General features: G+C 35.2%; 15 protein-coding genes and 1 tRNA gene. 6 read left to right on the top strand and 10 right to left on the bottom strand.

The window, feature by feature from the left end:
• Positions 1-342: 342 nt before the first annotated feature.
• Positions 343-768, bottom strand: coding sequence for an SRPBCC family protein (locus EHC72_RS10975; RefSeq protein ID WP_131537742.1), 426 nt, complete (start codon positions 766-768; stop codon positions 343-345).
• Positions 769-1006: 238 nt separating this feature from the next.
• Here EHC72_RS10975 and EHC72_RS10980 point away from each other — a divergent pair.
• The 3 genes from EHC72_RS10980 (at position 1007) to EHC72_RS10990 (ending at position 4443) form a co-directional block, all read left to right on the top strand.
• Positions 1007-1080: transfer RNA gene (locus EHC72_RS10980), tRNA-Arg, on the top strand.
• A gap of 355 nt (positions 1081-1435) precedes the next feature.
• Entirely contained in the window at positions 1436-3814 is a 2379-nt protein-coding gene (locus tag EHC72_RS10985; RefSeq protein WP_131537743.1) for a TonB-dependent receptor, read from the top strand.
• Between the two features lie 188 nt (positions 3815-4002).
• Positions 4003-4443, top strand: coding sequence for a hypothetical protein (locus tag EHC72_RS10990; protein ID WP_131537744.1), 441 nt, complete (start codon positions 4003-4005; stop codon positions 4441-4443).
• Positions 4444-4555: 112 nt separating this feature from the next.
• Here EHC72_RS10990 and EHC72_RS10995 read toward each other — a convergent pair whose 3' ends face one another.
• The 7 genes from EHC72_RS10995 to EHC72_RS11025 all read right to left on the bottom strand — a co-directional run bounded on the left by EHC72_RS10995 (position 4556) and on the right by EHC72_RS11025 (position 15090).
• Entirely contained in the window at positions 4556-5383 is an 828-nt protein-coding gene (locus EHC72_RS10995) for a glycerophosphodiester phosphodiesterase family protein (protein ID WP_131537745.1), read from the bottom strand.
• Between the two features lie 2 nt (positions 5384-5385).
• Positions 5386-6672, bottom strand: a complete 1287-nt coding sequence (locus EHC72_RS11000) for a purple acid phosphatase family protein (RefSeq protein WP_131537746.1) — start codon at positions 6670-6672, stop codon at positions 5386-5388.
• Positions 6673-6696: 24 nt separating this feature from the next.
• Positions 6697-8169: a SusD/RagB family nutrient-binding outer membrane lipoprotein gene (locus EHC72_RS11005; RefSeq protein WP_131537747.1), complete on the bottom strand. Its 1473-nt coding sequence runs from the start codon at positions 8167-8169 to the stop codon at positions 6697-6699.
• 11 nt (positions 8170-8180) lie between these two features.
• Positions 8181-11633: a SusC/RagA family TonB-linked outer membrane protein gene (locus tag EHC72_RS11010; RefSeq protein WP_131537748.1), complete on the bottom strand. Its 3453-nt coding sequence runs from the start codon at positions 11631-11633 to the stop codon at positions 8181-8183.
• Between the two features lie 97 nt (positions 11634-11730).
• Complete coding sequence (locus EHC72_RS11015) at positions 11731-12753, bottom strand: FecR family protein (protein ID WP_131537749.1); 1023 nt, start codon at positions 12751-12753, stop codon at positions 11731-11733.
• A gap of 92 nt (positions 12754-12845) precedes the next feature.
• Complete coding sequence (locus EHC72_RS11020; protein WP_131537750.1) at positions 12846-13403, bottom strand: RNA polymerase sigma-70 factor; 558 nt, start codon at positions 13401-13403, stop codon at positions 12846-12848.
• Between the two features lie 160 nt (positions 13404-13563).
• The gene (locus EHC72_RS11025) at positions 13564-15090 is read right to left on the bottom strand and encodes a PAS domain S-box protein (RefSeq protein ID WP_131537751.1); all 1527 of its coding nucleotides are present in this window, start codon (positions 15088-15090) and stop codon (positions 13564-13566) included.
• Positions 15091-15527: 437 nt separating this feature from the next.
• On the opposite strand from EHC72_RS11025, the gene EHC72_RS11030 reads away from it, so the two are divergent.
• The 3 genes from EHC72_RS11030 to EHC72_RS11040 all read left to right on the top strand — a co-directional run bounded on the left by EHC72_RS11030 (position 15528) and on the right by EHC72_RS11040 (position 17718).
• The gene (locus EHC72_RS11030; protein ID WP_131537752.1) at positions 15528-16145 is read left to right on the top strand and encodes a hypothetical protein; all 618 of its coding nucleotides are present in this window, start codon (positions 15528-15530) and stop codon (positions 16143-16145) included.
• 586 nt (positions 16146-16731) lie between these two features.
• Positions 16732-17028: a helix-turn-helix domain-containing protein gene (locus tag EHC72_RS11035; protein WP_131537753.1), complete on the top strand. Its 297-nt coding sequence runs from the start codon at positions 16732-16734 to the stop codon at positions 17026-17028.
• Positions 17029-17226: 198 nt separating this feature from the next.
• Positions 17227-17718 (top strand): response regulator, encoded by a 492-nt coding sequence (locus tag EHC72_RS11040; RefSeq protein ID WP_131537754.1) that lies wholly within the window; start codon positions 17227-17229, stop codon positions 17716-17718.
• A 320-nt stretch (positions 17719-18038) separates the two neighbouring features.
• On the opposite strand, the gene EHC72_RS11045 is transcribed toward EHC72_RS11040, so the two are convergent.
• Together EHC72_RS11045 and EHC72_RS11050 are read right to left on the bottom strand one after the other, a co-directional pair.
• Complete coding sequence (locus tag EHC72_RS11045; RefSeq protein ID WP_131537755.1) at positions 18039-18545, bottom strand: hypothetical protein; 507 nt, start codon at positions 18543-18545, stop codon at positions 18039-18041.
• A 110-nt stretch (positions 18546-18655) separates the two neighbouring features.
• Positions 18656-18907 carry a hypothetical protein gene (locus EHC72_RS11050; protein WP_131537756.1) on the bottom strand — a complete coding sequence of 84 codons (252 nt, stop codon included), beginning with the start codon at positions 18905-18907 and terminating at the stop codon, positions 18656-18658.
• Positions 18908-19430 lie beyond the last annotated feature (523 nt).

Here is a 19430-nt window from a genome sequence, read left to right on the forward strand (position 1 = left end):
GAGGTCTGTTACAGGTTTTAGATCTTAAATCTGGATATGAACATAGTTCACCTCTGCTTTTAAGGTTTTCTTTATCAAATTTAAATCTTTGATAATCTTTCTCAAACCTAAGGGATGTGAGTGGATGCCACGATATTTCATCGGGCAGAAACGAGAGCGGGACTGAAGCTTACTAATTGCTACAAGTCGTTCATTTCCTAATATTTCTCCGTACTCTATTTTTTGAAAGCAATGCTTGTAACTCTTTTAAAAGATTGTTCCTGCTAACATTGCAAGTCCTCGCTGCGCTGTGGGCTTTCCATTTATATCAGGTTTAATGAAAAAAAACTGCAACAATCGCAATTAATTAGCTTCTGTATATTTCTTAAAATTATTTAGTATGGCCTGCCAACCGCCCTGTTGCATTTCTATACTATTAGTGGTTTCAGCCTCAAAAGATTCTATCACTCTTGTACTTTCACCATTTTGCTCGAAAATTATTTTCACGGTTCTACCATCGCCCATGGTATAGGCAATTAATTTATTAGTTTCAATCTCATCATAAGTGCCCCCAAACTCAAAACCGAAACTACCATCTTTAGCTTCCATACGCGTTTCAAATTTTCCGCCAACCCTTAGGTCGTTTTCTGCTTTAGGAGCATGCCAATCTTCTGATGCGCTGCACCATTTTGTAATATGCTCAGGAGCATTCCAATAGTTCCAAACCTTTTCTACAGGAGCATTAACGGTACTTTCTACAGTAATCATTGTTTTTTCTGAGGTACTCATAGTTATAAGTTTTTAAATTTATTAACGTAAACATACGAAGCCTATTTAAAATTAAGCAGTTTATAAAAGAGAATTTAGGTTGTTTTTGTGTCGATTTTTTAAAATATCCAATAAAATGAAAAATAATGAAAACGGAAAGTATTGATATAGGCGTATTTGCAAAATAAATGATAAAATGTGTTAAAAATATTTTCTCATATTCAACAGAACTTCTATATTTGCATCTCTTTAAAAAAGAGCCTTGGTAGCTCAGTTGGATAGAGCAACGGTTTTCTAAACCGTGGGTCAGGGGTTCGAATCCCTTCCAGGGTACTTCAGGAGTATCTCCGAATCTGAAAAGGGTTCCTCAAATCGAGGAACCCTTTTTTTATTGGCTTTCTGTACACTGATCTTTAAACGTCGGCGGTATCGAAAGTGTTCTAAACCTACCTTCAAATTCGCAATGCGGACAATCGATTACTAATAATGTCTATTTGAGCTTGAGTGAATCAGAGTTTGTTCAATAAGACTTCAAATTATTAGTAGGGCTTAACACCAAAAAGTTTTAGTAAGCTCAAATAATTAAAGTGGTGCAACGTTGTTTATTTTCTTACGTCGTTTTCTGGAAAATTAGAATGGAAATCTAATCCACTCTTTGAATTAACCATCAACTCCATAAATCCTTAAAATGAAAAAAACTCTATTAACGCTTATTCTACTCACTCTTTCTTTTCAGCTTTTTGCGCAGTTAAAAACGATCAACGGAACCGTTACCAACGTATCGCAGTTAGCCATTGTTAACGCCAGTATTCAGGCTTATCGTAATGCTGAAACAAAACCATATGCTAGTACAACTACCGACGGTAACGGAAAATTTAGCATTGCAGTGATGCCAAAAGATCGGATAGTGGTGAGCCACCTAGGATATTTAAATTTTGGTACTAATGCCGAGGCTGGATCATTATTGACTATTGTGCTAAAACAGGATGAAAATAACCTGAATGAAATTATGATAAAAGGAGCGAAGCCGCTTGTAGAACTCCAGTTTGATCGTACGGTTGTAAATGTAGATGGCGATGCAAAGGCGGGGATAAATGCAATGGATGTGATTCGTAGAATTCCAGGGTTAACAATTTTAAATGGGAATGATATTCGTTTTGAAGGAAAGGGAGTTACCATTACAATAGATGATAAGCCAACACGGTTGAGTGGCAATGATTTGGTAAATCTGCTGAATTCCACAAGCACCCGCAATATTTCTAGGGTTGAAGCACTTTATAATCCATCAGCAAAACACGATGCACAGGGGGAGGGTGGAATACTAAATATTAAAACCCTTAAACGTATTAAGCCTGGTTATGATGGTAGTATAAGCCTTACTGGAGGGCACGGTTGGAAATATTTAACGGGTAATAACGCTGCGTTATCACTAAATTACCGTAAGCTGAATGATTATTTTTACCTTTCATATAGCATAAGTGGTGGAAAGCAATATCAGGAAATTGAAACCAATACCCGTATTAGGGATATTGGCCAGCGTTTGCTCGATTCGGCCATTTATAATAGCCCATACACGAGTCAGAATTTAAGACTTGGATACGATCATTACTTCAATAAAAAAAGCATTTTTGGAGTGCTTTTAACAAGCTACTATAACGCCAGCGACCCAACGCGGGAAACCAGTACGCAATTGTTTTCAGCTTTAGCGCAAAGCGATTCTACCCGAAAATCGGCCAACCTGAGCAACCGCCTGAGCAAAGGCATCAATATTAATCTAAACTATAAGCTAACACTTGATTCGGCAAGACAACAGGAAATTACTATGGATGCCGATTTAGGACGTTTTGATTATCAGGATAATAATTTTCTAGCCATGAAACTTTTAAGCGCAGGCGGAGCAATTATTGGGCAGCCTTATAGTTTACTGCAGGATGGAAACACGCTGACCAATATTATTAGCTTTAAAACTGATTATACCCAAAAGTTGAGCAAAACGACTTTAGAAACGGGTATTAAAATTAGTCATGTAGGTATAGAAAACGGGTTTAATTCTATCCGTAAGAATGATATTGGTAATAGTTTCGACAATGGAAGTAACGATTTTAATTATAAGGAAACCGTAGCTGCAGGATACGCTAATATGAAGATTGAGCTTGGAAAATTAATTTTGCAACCCGGGATTAGAGCAGAATATACCTTTACACATAGTTATTCGCCAACCATTGATAGTACCATTAAAAGAGATTATCTGAATCTTTTTCCAAATGTGGCACTAGGTTATAAGATAAAAAGCCATTCGATTTCAGGTTCCTATTCCCGCCGAATTGGGCGACCAAATTACAGCTATCTTAATCCATTTAGTATTGTAAGGAGTGCTTATTCTATCACCCAGGGAAATCCTTACCTTTTGCCATCCTTTACAGATAATTTTCGTTTAGGCTATAGTTTTAAGGGGAAATATACTTTTTCGCTTACCTACCGTAACGCACAGGATGTAATTACCGATTTAAGTAGCGTAAACGACCAAAGCAAGGTAACGGTAAATACCAAGGCAAATCTTTCTGAAAATCAGAATTATGGTGCAAATATGGCTTACTATAATAAGTTGTTTAAACTATGGGATATTGGTCTATCGATAGGGGTTTCCAAAAGCCGTTACCGTTTTAATTATCAAAATGAGTTGGTTTCCATCGCACAAACGTCTTTTACCTACTCACTTGATAACCGTTTTAGTTTAAAAAATAGCTGGTGGATTACTGCTTTTCTTTATGGACAGACGCGGGTAACTTATGGCAACCAGATTAATTTGCCTTTTTCGTATCTCAACCTCGGTGCAGGGAAAAACATAATGAAAGGCAAAGCCAGCGTAAGTTTAAGCCTTAATGATATTTATTATGGTAGTGTTACCCGAAGCGAAACAAGGTACGGGAATGTGGATTACAATGTTTATAGTAAGTATGATAGCCGGAATTTGAGGGTAAATTTTACTTATAACTTTGGTAACAGCCTGGTGAAAATCCGCAGAAGAACTTCAGGATCAATAGACGAACAAAATAGGAGCAATTAAAAACTAATATCTCAAACGATTCATAATCAATTTCATCATGGCTGATTAGTCTAATTTAATCTTGGTTGCTCTAAAACGAGCTTTGTAAGCCAGTGCACATATTAGAAAATAGATTATAACAATGGCAATAAATATACGATATTCGATTATGCTGAGTAAAAAATAACTTCAAACTATAACAGAATTTTATGAAGATAAACTTTAAAAAAACGCTGGTCTTATTTGTATTCACATTAACCGTTTTATCAGTAAAATCTCAGGAACATAAAGATATCCAAATAGAATCTGGTATAGTTTATACAAACTTTCGTGGGGGTGGTTCCACTTCAGCGATAAAGTATAATAGTATTGCAATTGATTCAATGAAATCTGTAGGGAAAATAAAACTTAAACAAGAAGATATCGACACCTTACAAATGATTTTAAGTAATGTAAAAGCAAGAAAACATTCGCAGCAAAAGGTTGGACCTTGTTATTATATTAAAATAATAATTAATCAGGTTTCACACAGGATCGCATTGATACCCGGAATTGTAATGATCGATTTAACGGATAACAAGCAATTCCTACTTAAATCTCAGGACTATATAGATTTTACCAAAAGATTTATACAGAGAAACAAACTTTGATGATAGTGCTTTAAAATTATTTATTGGTTATTAAATGAGCCACAACATGCGTTGTGGCTCATTTAATTTTAAAACCTTTGAATTTGAGATGATTTAACTTTCATCAACTTTATCATAAGGCAGTCCTTATCTTATTCACTTTAAGGTATTCTATTAGTGCTTCCGGGTGATCGGTCTGTAATCCTTGTACCCCATGTTTTATTGCTTTATTCCAATCTTCAGCAGTTTCGTTGGCTTTTTGAACATCCAGAAAAATACTGATTCCCAGTGTTTTTAAAATTGGTGTTAAGTTTTCGTTCGGAATATTGTCGATAGCCTCTAAAGGTGTTTTTGCAAGCGCCACTAATAAATCTTCCTTTGTAGTAATTGATTTATCCAAACGAGACATTAATGGAATTTTGGGAGCTACATTGCGCCAGGAAGTATAGTCGTTACTTCCTCCAACATAAACCAATACCTGATTTTCCATTCCCAATTTTTTAAGCGCTTTATAGGTTTCTTCAACGTTAGCAGCTTTAAAATCCAAATAGATATTAATTTTTCCTTTGCAAACTTTTAGTGCGTCTTCAAAACTGGCAATTTGATGCAAACTACCATCTTTTCCTGCAAGTATTAGCTTCTTAACCTCTTCAAAGTTCATTTCTTTTATTAGCCCTTTGCCATTGCTCACCTGATCTACCCGGTCATTATGTAAAAGCACTAACTTTCCATCTTTTGTGGTACGTAAATCCAGTTCCACGTAATCAGCACCAATAGCAATAGCCTCCTCGATGGAGGCTATTGTGTTTTCGGGTTTTATTAAGTGGCTACCTCGATGTGAAATAACAATAAACGTATTTTTTGATTTTGGTAATGGTCTGATCGTCTGTTGAGAAAAGACCGTTATACATAGCGCATTTAATAGGATGGTCAGTAAAATAAGTTTTATTTTTAATTTCATGATTAGGGCTTTTGAGCAGGATTCATATCTGTAAATTCTGCAGCACGGTCACGGCTTTTCTTATTTAATGAAAAAGCATCAAACAGTTCTCCCGAAGTTTTATAGGCTTCAAATTTAAGATTTGAACCATCTACGTGGATTACCTGAAAAAGTTGGGTATTCTCTAAAGATACATCCATCCATTTAGATCCATCTACTTTGTACATTTTAGGGCCGGCAACCGAAACCAGATAAACCGGTCCACTTACTTCCCTTCCTGATATTCCTCTCGCCAGGTTTTGCCCACGGCTATAAGTGTGGTCATGTCCTTGCAAAACTAAATCGATATGATATTTGTCGAATAAAGGTTTAAAACGCTCTCTAAATTCCTTATTATCTCTACTTTTTGCTGTAGAAAAAATCGGGTGGTGAAAGGTAATCACCGTCCATAGCTTCGTATTTTCCTTTAGCACTTTTTCGAGCCATTCATATTCAGCCTTGGCTGATGCTTCATCTAAAATAATCATTTGAGAATCTAAAGAAATAATGCGTACATCTTGATAATCAACATAGTAAACGGATTCTTCCAATCCCTTTGGACCATTGCCTGCAAAAGTATATTGTACCCCCCAATGCGGATCTAGTACAAGCTTTCTTTTATCATCCCGAACATATTCATGATTTCCTGGTGTTGGTATGCTTGGTATCATGCCATTGATAAAACCACCTCCATAATGCCATTCACCCCATTCCTGATCATTATTTGAACGGTTTATTAAGTCGCCAGTATGGATAATAAACCTTGCATCTGGTTGGTGTGAAAATGCTTTTCTAATAACACGAGACCACTTTGAACGAATATCATTTTGAGCATCGCCAAGGTAAATGAAAGAAAATGGCGTGTTTTTAACTGATGCCGTTGTAAATTGAAACCATTCACTCCAATGCTCTCCAGCTCCCACACGATAAGAATAAACTGTTGCCGGTTTAAGGTTAGTAAAGGTAACGTGGTGGTATTTTGCAATTTCATAATTGTTTCCACTTCCTAGCAGGGTAGAAGTTGCATCGTAGTTTGTAATTGATTGCTCGAGTGCCGGATTGGAATCTTCAGCTTTGATCTGTGCTTTAGAAGCCTTAATCGTAGTATCTGTACGCCAGTTAACGGTTTGACTTGTGGCAGGATCTCCAGCCCAGGTTAAAATTACGCGGTCGGGTAAATGCCCAGGTTTAAAATCTTGGGCGTAGGTTTTATTCCTAATAGCTAAAATAGAGAGTGTAAAAAGAAGAAGAGCTTTGATATATAATTTCATTTTATAATAATTAAGGGATTTAATTTATTTCAGATACCACATTAAGGTATTCTGATTATCTGCACCAAAAACAGAAACTGCTTTTTGATAGTTAACTCGGTTCTTTGCACTTTCTGAATCTGGATAGGTATATCGTTTAGGGATTCCTCTTCCGGCGGCAAGTGGTCCGGTAACAAAAGCAGGATAACCAGTTCGGCGCTGATCAAACCATCCTTCTGAGCCTTTAAATAACATAGCCAGCCATTTTTGAGTGATTAATTGTTCAAGGGTACCATCATATTTAACCAATTGCTGGTCATAATAATTTTGTGGAGCAGTTACAGCATAGCTGTTCATCGATTCTTTGATAGCCTTATAGTACAACGATTCTGCAGTTTCACCACTTACGGTAAGTTTGCCTCTTTGTGCTGCCTCCGCTAAAATAAAGCACTGTTCTGTATAGGTTACCAAACTAGCCTTTAACAATGGATTTGAGGTGCCGCCGTTTTTTCTGAAGAAAGTAGAAGAGAAAACCGAAACATGATCCTCGCCACCGTTATATGCCGAAGGTGCATCAATGGCATTGGGAACACCAACATATCGATTTAGATCAACGGTAGAGCCAACAGTACTTTTTACAGGTTCTACCCAAATCGCAAGCCTTGGGTCGTTCCTTTGAATAAGTCTATCAACAAGCTCTTTACTTACTTTTGTTTTTTGATAATCAAAATCGATCATAGCCAAGGGGCCATCAGGCCAGCTATATGCAGCAATATTCCCTAAATAAGCCATTTCTGCATTATCTGCGCTACTCTCAAAAATTGGAAAAGCAGTTTTATCGTTCACAATTTCCTGCATTTCGGTAAAGGCTGATGCATAATTTTTAGAGATACGCAACAACATCCTCAAGCGTAGCGAATTGGCAAACTTTCGCCAAGCTAATGCTTTACCTTTAAACATCACATCGCCTTTGGCATTTATTTCCTGTGTATTGCCTTTTAACATGTCATTGGCTTCCCTAAGTTCTTTCAAAAGATCTGGATAAATGGCCTGTTGTTGGTCGTATTCAGGGTAAATTAGGTTGGCTTCTTTAGATTTAAGCGCTTGAGAATATGGAATATCGCCGTACAAATCGGTTAGATAAGCAAAGTTGAAAGCTTTCATAATTTTGCTGATGGCAACGTATTGGTTCTCCGAACGTTTTTGTGCCGTTTCCATAAAAGTTTTGTTCACAGCTAATCTGGCATATATATCGTCCCAATCAACTGGTCCCCAATCGAGTAGATCGTAACCTGTATTACGAACTAACGTAAGGTAACGTGCCGCAGAGGCTGGCCTTCTGCCAACTGCATTTTCTTGATAGGCGTATGCTGTAGAAATCAATATATCCGACATTAAAAACTCAGTATTTGTAGTTTCTGGTGCATTTGGGTTCGTATTTATTTCTTCAAAATCTTTGGTACAGCTTACCATCATTGCAATAAGCACGAATAGGAGTGTTGTATATTTAAATTTCATTTTTGTACAGGTTAAAAGTTACAACTTAGTTTAAAACCGAATGAGCGTGTACCCGGTAGTGTCCAATGACCTACGCCAAGCTTAAAGCCTTCAGTTACGCTCATGGTTGTTTCTGGATCATAGCCAAGCCCGTTGGCGGTCCATGTATATAAATTTCTTCCGATAAGTGATAAGGAAAGGTTACTGATTGGTAGTTTACTCGTTAGCTTTTTGTCAAACACATAAGTTAAAGATGCCTCTCTTATTTTCAGGAATGAAGCTGAATAGGTTAATCTCTCGTAATACTTGTTATATGTGTTATTGTAAAAATCAGATGCCGCAATAATCACAGTATTCTGAGTTAAATTACCGTTTCCATCAGCAATATAACCTGGAATAATCATTCCGTCGTTCCTTTTTCTGCCTTGCGAATCTGTCCATGGCAAACCGCCCGTTTCTGCATCTCTGCCCACAAGTGTGTTATCCGTTAAACCCGCATTAATTAAACTTTTAACTACATATGAATAAAAATTACCGCCTTTACGCCAGTCTAAAAGTACATTTAAGGTAAAGTTTTTATAACTGAAGGTATTATTAAACCCCACTGTAAAATCAGGATTATAGTTTCCTACTTTAATGTATTCTGTATTGTTGCGAATGTAATGCCCTGTTTTATCCAATAAAGCTGCCCCGGCATTTGGTCCGCTGGTTACTTTGGTATAGCTTGGTGTATAAAAATCGCCAATTTTTGTTCCTTCCTTAATTAAATAACGGATATTATCACCATCTGCACTGCCCATTGAGTATTCTTTCAAACCTTCTGATAACTCAATTACCTTATTTTCATTTTTGGTAAAGTTTACATTAGTTTCCCATTTAAAGGCTCCATCAAAAGGAACTGCATTTAAACCAATTTCCCATCCACTGTTCTGAATATTCCCAGCATTTATTAATCTGTTGGATGAACCTGAAGCAATTGTGGTTGGAATATTGATGATCTGATTTCTTTTATTTGTTTTGTACCAGGTTACATCAATTCCTATACGACTTTTGAAAAAACGGAGGTCTCCACCAAATTCGTATGAAGTGGCAATTTCGGGTTTCAGGAAATTGTTTTTAAGGTTAAATTCAATAGTCGCCCTTTTTACATCTCCCCAATCTTGGTTAAATGGGATGGTATTATATAACTGATAAGGATCAGTATCACTACCTACCTGAGCCCAATTGGCTCTAAGTTTAGCAAAAGAAAGCACATCTGATTTAATTTTAAAAATATCAGTCACAATAGTACTTAACGATGCAGAGGGGTAGAAATATGAATTGTTTTGTGCCGGCAGTGTGCTCGACCAATCATTTCTGCCTGTTACATCAAGGAAAATCATATCCCTGAATGATACCTGGCCCAAGCCATACAAACTATTTATATGCTTGCGAGAGTTGTATTGAGAATTTACAATAGTTCCGGCCTGTGCGTTTGCAATGTTATATACACCCGGAATACTCAGACTTTCCGTTTTCTGCGCAGTACTTCTATTGGTTTGGCTCATTTGATTACCTCCGGCAGAAAGACTCAGCAACCAATCCTGATTTAATAGTTTTTTATAACTCAGTAAAAAATCTGTGTTCTGCTCTTTAAAAAAGGAATTATCTACACTATAGCCACCAAATTTGAAACGTTTTGAACTAAAAGGACGCTTGGTTTCATGTTCTTCATTATACATATCAAGACCAGTACGTACCATTAAACTTAAATTTTTGGTAATATCATAAACAGCCTGTATGTTTCCTGTTAAGCGGTTCCTATCATAACCATTTGTATGTTGGTAAGCTACAAAATAAGGATTGTCAGAATCGTCTGCAGAAAACTGTTCGATGTTTTCCCTTCCCGGTTTCCAGTAGTTTTTTAGGTCATTGATATTCATATTCGGTGGTAACGAATACAACATTTGTGTAACACTTTCTCGGTAAGCCGATGGCCTGTTATCACTTTTATTATTTACATAGCCAATATTGGTGCTAATCTTTAGTTTAGGATGCAATATGTACGTTGCAGAAAGATTAAGCGTATTCCTTTTAAGATCTGTGTTTGGCACAATTCCTTTATTGGATAGATTGGTGTATGATAAACGGTAATTACCATCAGCATTTTTTCCACTTATAGAAAGGTTGTTGGTATAGGTAGAACCAGTTTCATAAAAATCCTGTGGATTATTAGGATATGAAACCCAATCGGTGGCAATTGGTTTACCATTGGCATCCAAAGGACTATTCCATTGCAGGTGTTTTGTACCCACATCAAGTCTAGGCCCCCATGCGGAGCTAGTAGATGATGCAGGATCGTCAGTATATTCTCCACCTCCAAAAGTATGCTGAAAATGTGGAAACATCCATGCCTGATCGTACATGGCATTTGAATTAAAGTTTATACCTAGTCCTTTTTTATTTGCCAAGCCACTTTTGGTTGTAATCAAAACCACACCGCTTCCAGCTCTGCTACCGTATAATGCAGCTGCACTAGCACCTTTTAATATGGTAATACTTTCTACATCATCAGGACTGATATCTGCTATCGGGCTTCCATAATCCACTGATGAACGGCCAACTTCAGATGTTGCACGAAGAGAATGTGCTACCGGAACACCATCAACTACAAATAAAGGTTGGTTATCTGTAGCTATAGATGATTGCCCTCTTATAGTGATAAAAGATGTTGAACCAGGATCAGAACCTGCACTCACAACATTTACTCCTGCTACTTTTCCGGCAAGAGAGTTTACTACATTTACTTCTTTTACCGTATTCACATCACTTCCTTTTACCGTAGCAATAGAATAACCCAATGCTTTTTCTGCACGTTTAATTCCAAGTGCGGTAACAACTACATCAGAAAGCGCAGTTTCATCAGGTTTGAGAATAACATTTAGCTCCGTTTGGTTTTGAAGTACAATTTCCTTTGTTTGATAGCCAATCATTCTGAAAACCAATGTAGCCGATTTATCGAGAACACTGAGACTAAAATCTCCATTAAGCTTGGTGGTGGTAGAATTGCTGCTGCCTTTTTCCACTACGTTTACTCCAGGAAGTGGTAATCCTTTCTCGTCGGTTACCCTTCCGGTAATACGAACCGACTTTTTAATGATGATCTGATTTTTTTCTATCAGATAGGTTAGTTGCATTGGTGTTAAAACCCTATTTAAAAGGCTGCTCACCGTTTCATTATCTGCTTTTAAATCGATAATATGTTGTTGTTCAATGGTGTTTTTGTTGGAGTAAACGAAATTCAGACCAGTTTTCTTTTCTATGGTTTTAAAAAAATCCGTTAAGCTTCCTCGCTTTAAATTGATACTTACTTTGGTATTTAGCTGTTGTGCTTTTACAGGTGATGCCTGCCCAACAAAGAGCGTTACCGAGAGCATGATGTAAATAAGGGTGAAAAAACGCATTGCGCTAAAAATTAATTGACTAGTCACTGCTGACTTTTTCATAACTTTGTATGTTTTAATCTTGATGGGTTAAAATAAAATTTAAAATTTCTTAGCTGCGGCATGCGCCAACATGCTGCAGCTATCTTTTACTCGTTGTTTAGTTACATTTACCTCCTTCTATATAAATAATTTGTTTGTTTATGGTGTAATGGATATCAAATGTGAGCCCGATGGTCTTCATTACCTCGTTTATCTCCACATTGTCGAATTTTGCTGTAAGCTCACAGTTTTTGAAAGAATGATCTGTAACGATTTTAACAGCATATCTGCGTGATATTATTTGAAATACCTCTTCCATTGGTGTTTTATCAAAATTCATCTTTCCTTTTGTCCAGTTAGTTACCGCCTTGGCATCCTCAATGTTTTCAGAAATCAACCGATTAGATTTTATATCGTAAACGGCTTTTTGATTAGGTAGAAGATGAATCGCAGCAGATTGTATCCCTGCAGAATCTCTTGATACTGCTACTTTTCCAGTAAGAACAGTTACTTCGGGCTTGTAACCTTTCCAGGCTTTGATATTGAAACTGGTTCCAAGAACTCTGGTCTGTATATTCTGACTTTTTACTATAAATGGATGAGCCGGATCTCTTTTTACTTTAAAGAAAGCTTCGCCATTTAGTTTAACGGTTCTGATGTCAGCGTGTTTAAGGTTTTGCGGAAAGCTGATGCTACTTCCAGAATTTAGCCATATCTCAGAACTATCAGGAAGAATTACATTAATAATCTTACCAAAATTTGCTGTTTTAGTTATCCAAACTATGGGGTTTTGAGTAATTTTTAAGGGCTTTTTATCTCCAGTAACAAAAAATATGAGTGCACCAATAATTGCTGCTGCTACTGCAGGCCACCATTTTAATACTTTAAGTTTTTTGCTCGGAGCAAGTTCAATCTGTTTTTTAATATCTTGAAAACTCTCTTTCCAGGATTCATCAACTGGCATTTGCGCAGTATCCTGCCATAGCGATATTGCCTCTTCCAACTGTTCTTTACGGTCGGGATTGTTGCCTGCCCAATCACTAAGCCTTTGTTCAAGCAATTCTATTTCGGCTTTACTGCTTTGAGCATTTTCCTTTACCGCTAAATATTCAATTACCAATTTCCAGATTTCCTGATCCATTCACTTGCTTTTATACTTACAAGACAAGAATAGAGGAAGTACTACGGGTCGAAAGCCGTTAACTTTACGTTAATAAATCATTAAGAGATGGTTTACCTAAATTCGGATTTGTTTTTTAATACTTTTTGTTGAAGAAACTGAAAACCTTTTACCAGATGGTCCTCAACCGTACGTACTGAAATATCCAATAAAACTGCAATTTCTTTATAGCTAAAGCCATCGATTCTGTACATATAGAAAATAAGCCGTCGCCGTTCGGGCATTTGGTCAATAAGCGCATAAAGTATGCGGTTTCTATCTTTATTTTGGAAAGCTTGTGATGGTGTTTCTTTAAGATCGATAATTTCCGGAGCTTCTTCTTCGCTATCAATATGCCAAAAATTTGCTTTTGGCGCTTTATGATAATTCGTCGCAGCATTTTTTATGGCACGGAATAGGTAGGCTTTTTCATTTGTGAGGATAGTGCCGTTTTTCCAGATGGATATAAATACATCATTTAAAATAAGTTGAGCATCTTCATTATCCCTAACAAGGTATAGAGCGTACTTTTTTAACGTAGGATACATACGGCGATAAAGATCTTCGAATGCTTTTTCATCAAACTTATTCTCTTTAATGTCGTTAAATCCAGCAATATTATTTTCGCCCATAAATTATCGCATCAAAATTAAAATTCAGAAACGATACACATATTAACTGAATATTAAATACTCATAGGAATTTGAGCCCCTCTTTGAGCTCAAAAAAGGGATGGAAACGAAATCAATACGATTAAAAAGATGCTAAAAAGCCATGAAAGTACAGGAAGATTTATAAAATAGAATTTAATTCGAAAGAGAAAGTAGAGCCTTCTTCCTCAACACTATCAACTAATATCTGCGATCCGTGGAGATTTAGAATGGTATTTACCAAATAAAGCCCAATACCAAAGCCACTTATTTGTTGCGTTTTATCGTTACTAACTCTATAAAATTTTTCAAAAAGTCGCTGCTGTTCATCCTTGGCAATACCAATGCCTTTATCCTGGATACTTATTTTGCAAAGATTAGCTTCCTCTTTACAAAATATGGTAATGTCGCCACCCTTTGGCGAATATTTTTGAGCATTACTTAATAGGTTATTCAAAACCAAACCTATTTTCTCTTTATCAGCACTTATATAAACTTGTTCATTTCCAGAGTAGTATATGGCATGTTTTACCGAAATTACTTGTGCATCCACAATAATTTCCTTAATCAGTGCAACTACATCAAAAGTTGCAATATTCAATTTAATATTTCCGTTTTCTAACCTTGGTACATTAAGGAAATCCGTAATCATCTTAGCCATTTTTCGAGTCTGAATCTCTGCTCTAGATAATGCTTTGATTGTAAAATCATCGCCTATTTTTTCTGCTTTTTGCAGCGCAACCTGTATATAAGAGGTTAATGAGGTAAGTGGAGTTTTAAGCTCGTGACTAACAAAACCAATAAATTCGTTTTTCCGCTGTTCTTCACGCTTTTTATCGCTAATATCCCGGGCAATTTTAGATAAACCAATCACATTATTATGATGATCCTTAATAGGAGAGATCGTTAATGATACATCAACCAAGGTACCATCTTTGCGTAAACGTCTGGTTTCAAAATGATCAACGCGAATACCTTGTCTAAGTTGAGCTAAAATTTTAGGCTCTTCTTCATAACGATCCGGAGGAATGATGGTAAGGATAGATTTTCCGATAATTTCATGAGCTGAATAACCAAAAATTCGTTCAGCAGAATGATTCCAGCTTGTAATAATACCATCAAGATTTTTACTCACAATTGCATCATCAGAAGAATCAATAATAGCAACGAGCACATTACTAATCCGCTCCTCATTACGTTCTACCGTTAAATCTTTGGCGATTTTTGAAAGACCTGTAATATTTCCAAATTGATCCAGAATAGGGGAAATGGTTAAGGATACATCAATCAACTGGCCATTTTTTGTTAATCGTTGTGTTTCAAATAGATCTATGCGAATGCCCTGCTTCAATTTATTCAGAATATTTACTTCTTCCTTTAATCTATCCTGAGGAATTAGAATGGAAATGGACTGACCTATGATTTCTGAAGCCGAATAACCAAAAATTCTTTCTGCAGAAGGATTCCAACTGGTAACAATCCCATCCAAATTTTTACTAATAATTGCATCGCCTGATGAACTGATAATTGCATTAAGAATAGCACTTTTTTCTTCCGCCATTTGAAGAGCCAAATTCAAGTCGCGGAGTTGATTGTTATTTAATTTAAGTTCAGCTTCACGTAATTGGTACTCAGAAATAACTTTTAAAATGTTTTGTCCTTCTTTCATTCAGGGGAAATTGATCGCTAATTATCTTTCGGAATAAATCTAAGCAATATTTAATGAATCTCGGTATGTACTTAATTTGAACAGAAAATCAGCGCAGATTGATAAAATTATATAACCCATGTTGATTTTAAGTACATGTAGGGATATAAATAGGTTGTAAAAGGTATTTGTAGGGATTATAATTTTATTCAATAGCACTTGTTATTTTGTTGTTTTGCAGCAGATTAAATATGTGCCCAACTTGTAAGTGCTTATTCTTTCTAAAAGTCCTTTGATCGCCTTTGTTAATAATTTATATAGCTTTTATAAATCTTATTAAGATTTAAAATTTTTAATCATGCATGACAGATTCCAAGTCTGAATAGGGATGTTAAGACAACTGTCTGCATGGTTTTTTAATTTATTACTGTTTAATAGATATATAATTTAAACAAAACATGTACACAAATCGTAAATGCTTAAGCATTGTAAGTATCGTAACCATATTGTTTTTGTGTATCTCGGTAGAAGGTAAAGATCATAAGTTTTATAAAAAACGGTTGGAAATTGTAGGACCGAGGATAGAAGTTAAAAGCATTTTCTTAAAATCTTTAATATCTAATAAAAAGGTAGCTATTGGAACGGGTATCAACAATGTACTAGATGTTATTAGAAGCCCAGATCATATCGCTAATGAGTATTGGATGAAAAGTAATCCAAATGCAAATAAATACGTTTATCACAATAACACTTTCTTTTTTGCTAATAAACAATTACTTGCATGGGAAGTAAATGACAAATCGGTTCGATTGGAGAACGAATTTGGAAACGAAACTCAGATAGGTGCCAAGCTTGATAATATTCCAGAAAACAATATTGCAGATAAACCAAATGGATTTCAGTATTTTTTTGGTTTGAAAGTAATAAAGAAAGGAATACCGAAAAACTTTTTTAAAGTAGAAGATGGGTATGTTTTGGTTTTTCTATTAAAAAATGGCTCACAATTACTTGATGGAAAAGGAATTTTTAAGTTCGATATGAAGGGTGAATTAACCTCGATTAAATTTAATCTTTAAATAAAAAAAAACTTTTTTTTATTCCAATTAGTAAAACGATTAACGCAATTTCTTAAATAAATGATCTGATCGAGTGAGAAAAGAAGATTAAAGCTGCATTTGGGGACTTTTAGGTATGTAAAAAGGGTAATGTAGGGATGGCTTCCCTGTTCTATTTAGTACCTGTAAACTGATATTTGTAATAGAATCAACAAAAATAAAAAACAACTAAAAACCGATCTATGATAACCTTCTTAACAAATGCCGTTTTAGGACAATTTACAAGTGTACACCATTCAGATTTGCAGTTGCATTATAAATGCAATTGGTATAATTCTTAGTTAGTTAATGGTAATTGCGATTTTAAAATAACAGTAAGTGATTAAAATACTTTATTTATAAAGTACAATATTAGGTATAAATAATCAAAATAAATGTAACTATTACCACGCTTTACGAGGAACATGCCATTTTTGGTTTTAGGTAAGGGTGTGTTTCCTTGTGAGCGGGGATAATCAGTAAAATAATTGTAGATGTTAAATAACAAGGTTGGGCTCAAATTATAATTTGCCTTCCCCTATACTATGAAAACTCAAACCTTTTAATTATGGAATTTTTAGAGAAGGACTCGCCATTACTCGAGAAAAATAAAAAACCTACAGCATTTAGTATTATTAATGCCCTTGAAGATTACATGATGGGACAAAAGATTGATAAAATTTGTCAGAAATTTAGCATCAGCATTTCAACATTTTACCGGTGGCAATTGCATTATTCTGAAGTGGCAATAAATCAATTAAAAGTTAAAAAAGAAAACGCTGAACTTAAGCATAAGTACAATACTCTAATAAATGAGCATGAAAATTTGCATGAAGTGATTAATAGATTTTTAACAAAAGAATAAAACCGAACTCGTTCTCTGATTAAAATGTACTTCAGTTTCGCTGAAATTGAGGTACTTAATCAATTTCCCCTATTGATAAAAAAAAATAAGCTGTTTAATATAACTGCTTTTGACTTTAAAAATATCCCATCCCTTGATAGCCTTTTACACAGTTTAAAATGTATCGTAAGTGTTTAAACATATCATAAATAACATTAGATGATGGAAGAAAAGTTGAAAATATTGCTTCTGGAAGATGTAACACTATTTCGTTTAGGCTTAAAAACTTTGATAAGTGCTTATTGGACAAATGTTCGTTTTTTGCCAGAGGGGACTTCTAAATGTAGTCTTGATGATACCCCACATGTTGTTATCATGGGCATAATTTCAAGCCATAAATCGGCAGGCATTAGCCAATTGAAAAAAATGTTGCAGAAATTTCCCTTAAGTAAAATCTTAATTTTTAGCTTGCTTGATGAACAACTTTATGCACTTCCTTATCTTAAAAATGGAGCCGCTGGTTATTTATCCAAAAATGCTGATGAATCAAAAATTATTGATGCTATAGAAACTGTTTTAAAAGGCGAACTCTTTTACTGTAGTCAAGAATTAAAAGCAATTATATTTAATGATTTGATTAGCAATAATTTATCAGAAAGAGATAAGAGGATGCTTTTTCGTAGAAAAATGTATTCCAAAGAATTAGCCTAGGTTATATTAAAGAGATTGAAATTAATAAAGAAAGATTAAATAGACCATTTACAGTTTTTGATACTCGTCTATATAAAGCGTATGATTCTATGTAGTACTTCAACCAGCTGTTTGAGATGTTAGCTTTTTCAGCGCATCTCGTACCATTGATGAAGCAGGATTTTCAAATCCTGCATGTCATTTATAGCTTTTACCTATTTACGGGTTCAGAGAACCCTCTTTATTGTTAATTCGAGATGCCTGCGGGAACATCTCGAATAGCTGGACAGCTGGCTTTTTTTAAATAATAAAATGTTATACTATCTAAAATGTCGCTAACATTAATCTATAAGTAGTGGGTGTATATCTAGCCATTCTCTAAAGTAATTAAGTATGGTTTCATCTATGTTACTGCGATCTACGCCATCAATATACCATTGAACTTCATCTTCTATAAGATCAACTTTGGCATAGTATAGAAAATAAAAGTGCTGAATGGAACTTTCATGACTTAGCTCCAAATAAAGATCCATTATCTCTCTTAAAGCCGCGATTGGTTTTATCTTATTCTCAAAACACAAGTTAATTAAATAGCTGATGTAGTCATATCCGGATTTTAGCTTGTTTGAATAATCAAGGCCCAATTCATTTAAAACTTTTGTTGTTAATGCTTGCATTTCGAAATAATCGAATGGCTCACTCATTCCTGCAAGAATAACTAAATGTTCGGTATCGAACCCATTAATTAACATCTCTATAGCCCAATTAATCCAGTTTTTATCAAAGTCTCGATTTAATGCTTTATAAGCTAAAACTTCTGCTGTTAACTTTGGTAGAGATGGTTTCATAATTAGCCGTATATAAGGTTAGAAGATGATCTATTAATTTATGGTTTAATAATACCCAAAACTTAAAAAATAAAAGCCCTGCATTAATACAAAGCTTTTATAATAATATCTTAAATCTTTTTGTCTTTTAAGCTCTTTAATTGGTAGCTGCTAAAAGGATGTACTAATTGTAACTGTGCAAGGTTTGGTTGGATAGCTTTTAATAATTGAAATAACCAATAATAATTGTAGCCTTTATCTTCTGCCATGGTTGCAATTTGTAAAACATCAATAAGTTCTACATTCAACATTTCCACGTCTTCTGAGCTGCAGCTCATGCCCGGCATTTCAATTAAAATGCCTTTTTCTGTGATGGTAATCATAATTCGTATTTAAGGAAAGTATTAAAGCCCTTGCCTTAGGTGTCCTACGTTACGAATAACGTTGGGTGCGTTTCCGCACACCACACCATAGCAAGGGCTTAAATTGAGTTTCTTTAACATTGTTCGTATTTAGGAAACCAAATATAGCACCGTTATAATGGCCCCGCAAGCTATTTATCTTTTTTCTTTTTAGTCGGCTACTTGCTTTAATATACTTTTTAACTCGGTTAGGTTAAATAACCAGCTGTTTGAGATGTTAGCTTTTTCAGCGCATCACGTACCATTGATGAAGCAGGATTTTCAAATCCTGAATGTCATTTATAGCTTTTACCTATTTACGGGTTCAGAGAACCCTCTTTATTGTTAATTCGAGATGCCTGCGGAACATCTCGAACAGCTGCCTCTAACCCTAAACTATCTACTACAAGTTCGAAACTGTCAATTGCTAACCCTAAACTATCTTCTACAAGTTCAAAACTTTCGATTGCTAACCCTAAACTATCTATTACAAGTTCAATACTTT

Origin of the sequence: Pedobacter nototheniae, assembly GCF_004335085.1 — a bacterium.
Classification (GTDB): Bacteria; Bacteroidota; Bacteroidia; order Sphingobacteriales; family Sphingobacteriaceae; genus Pedobacter; species Pedobacter nototheniae.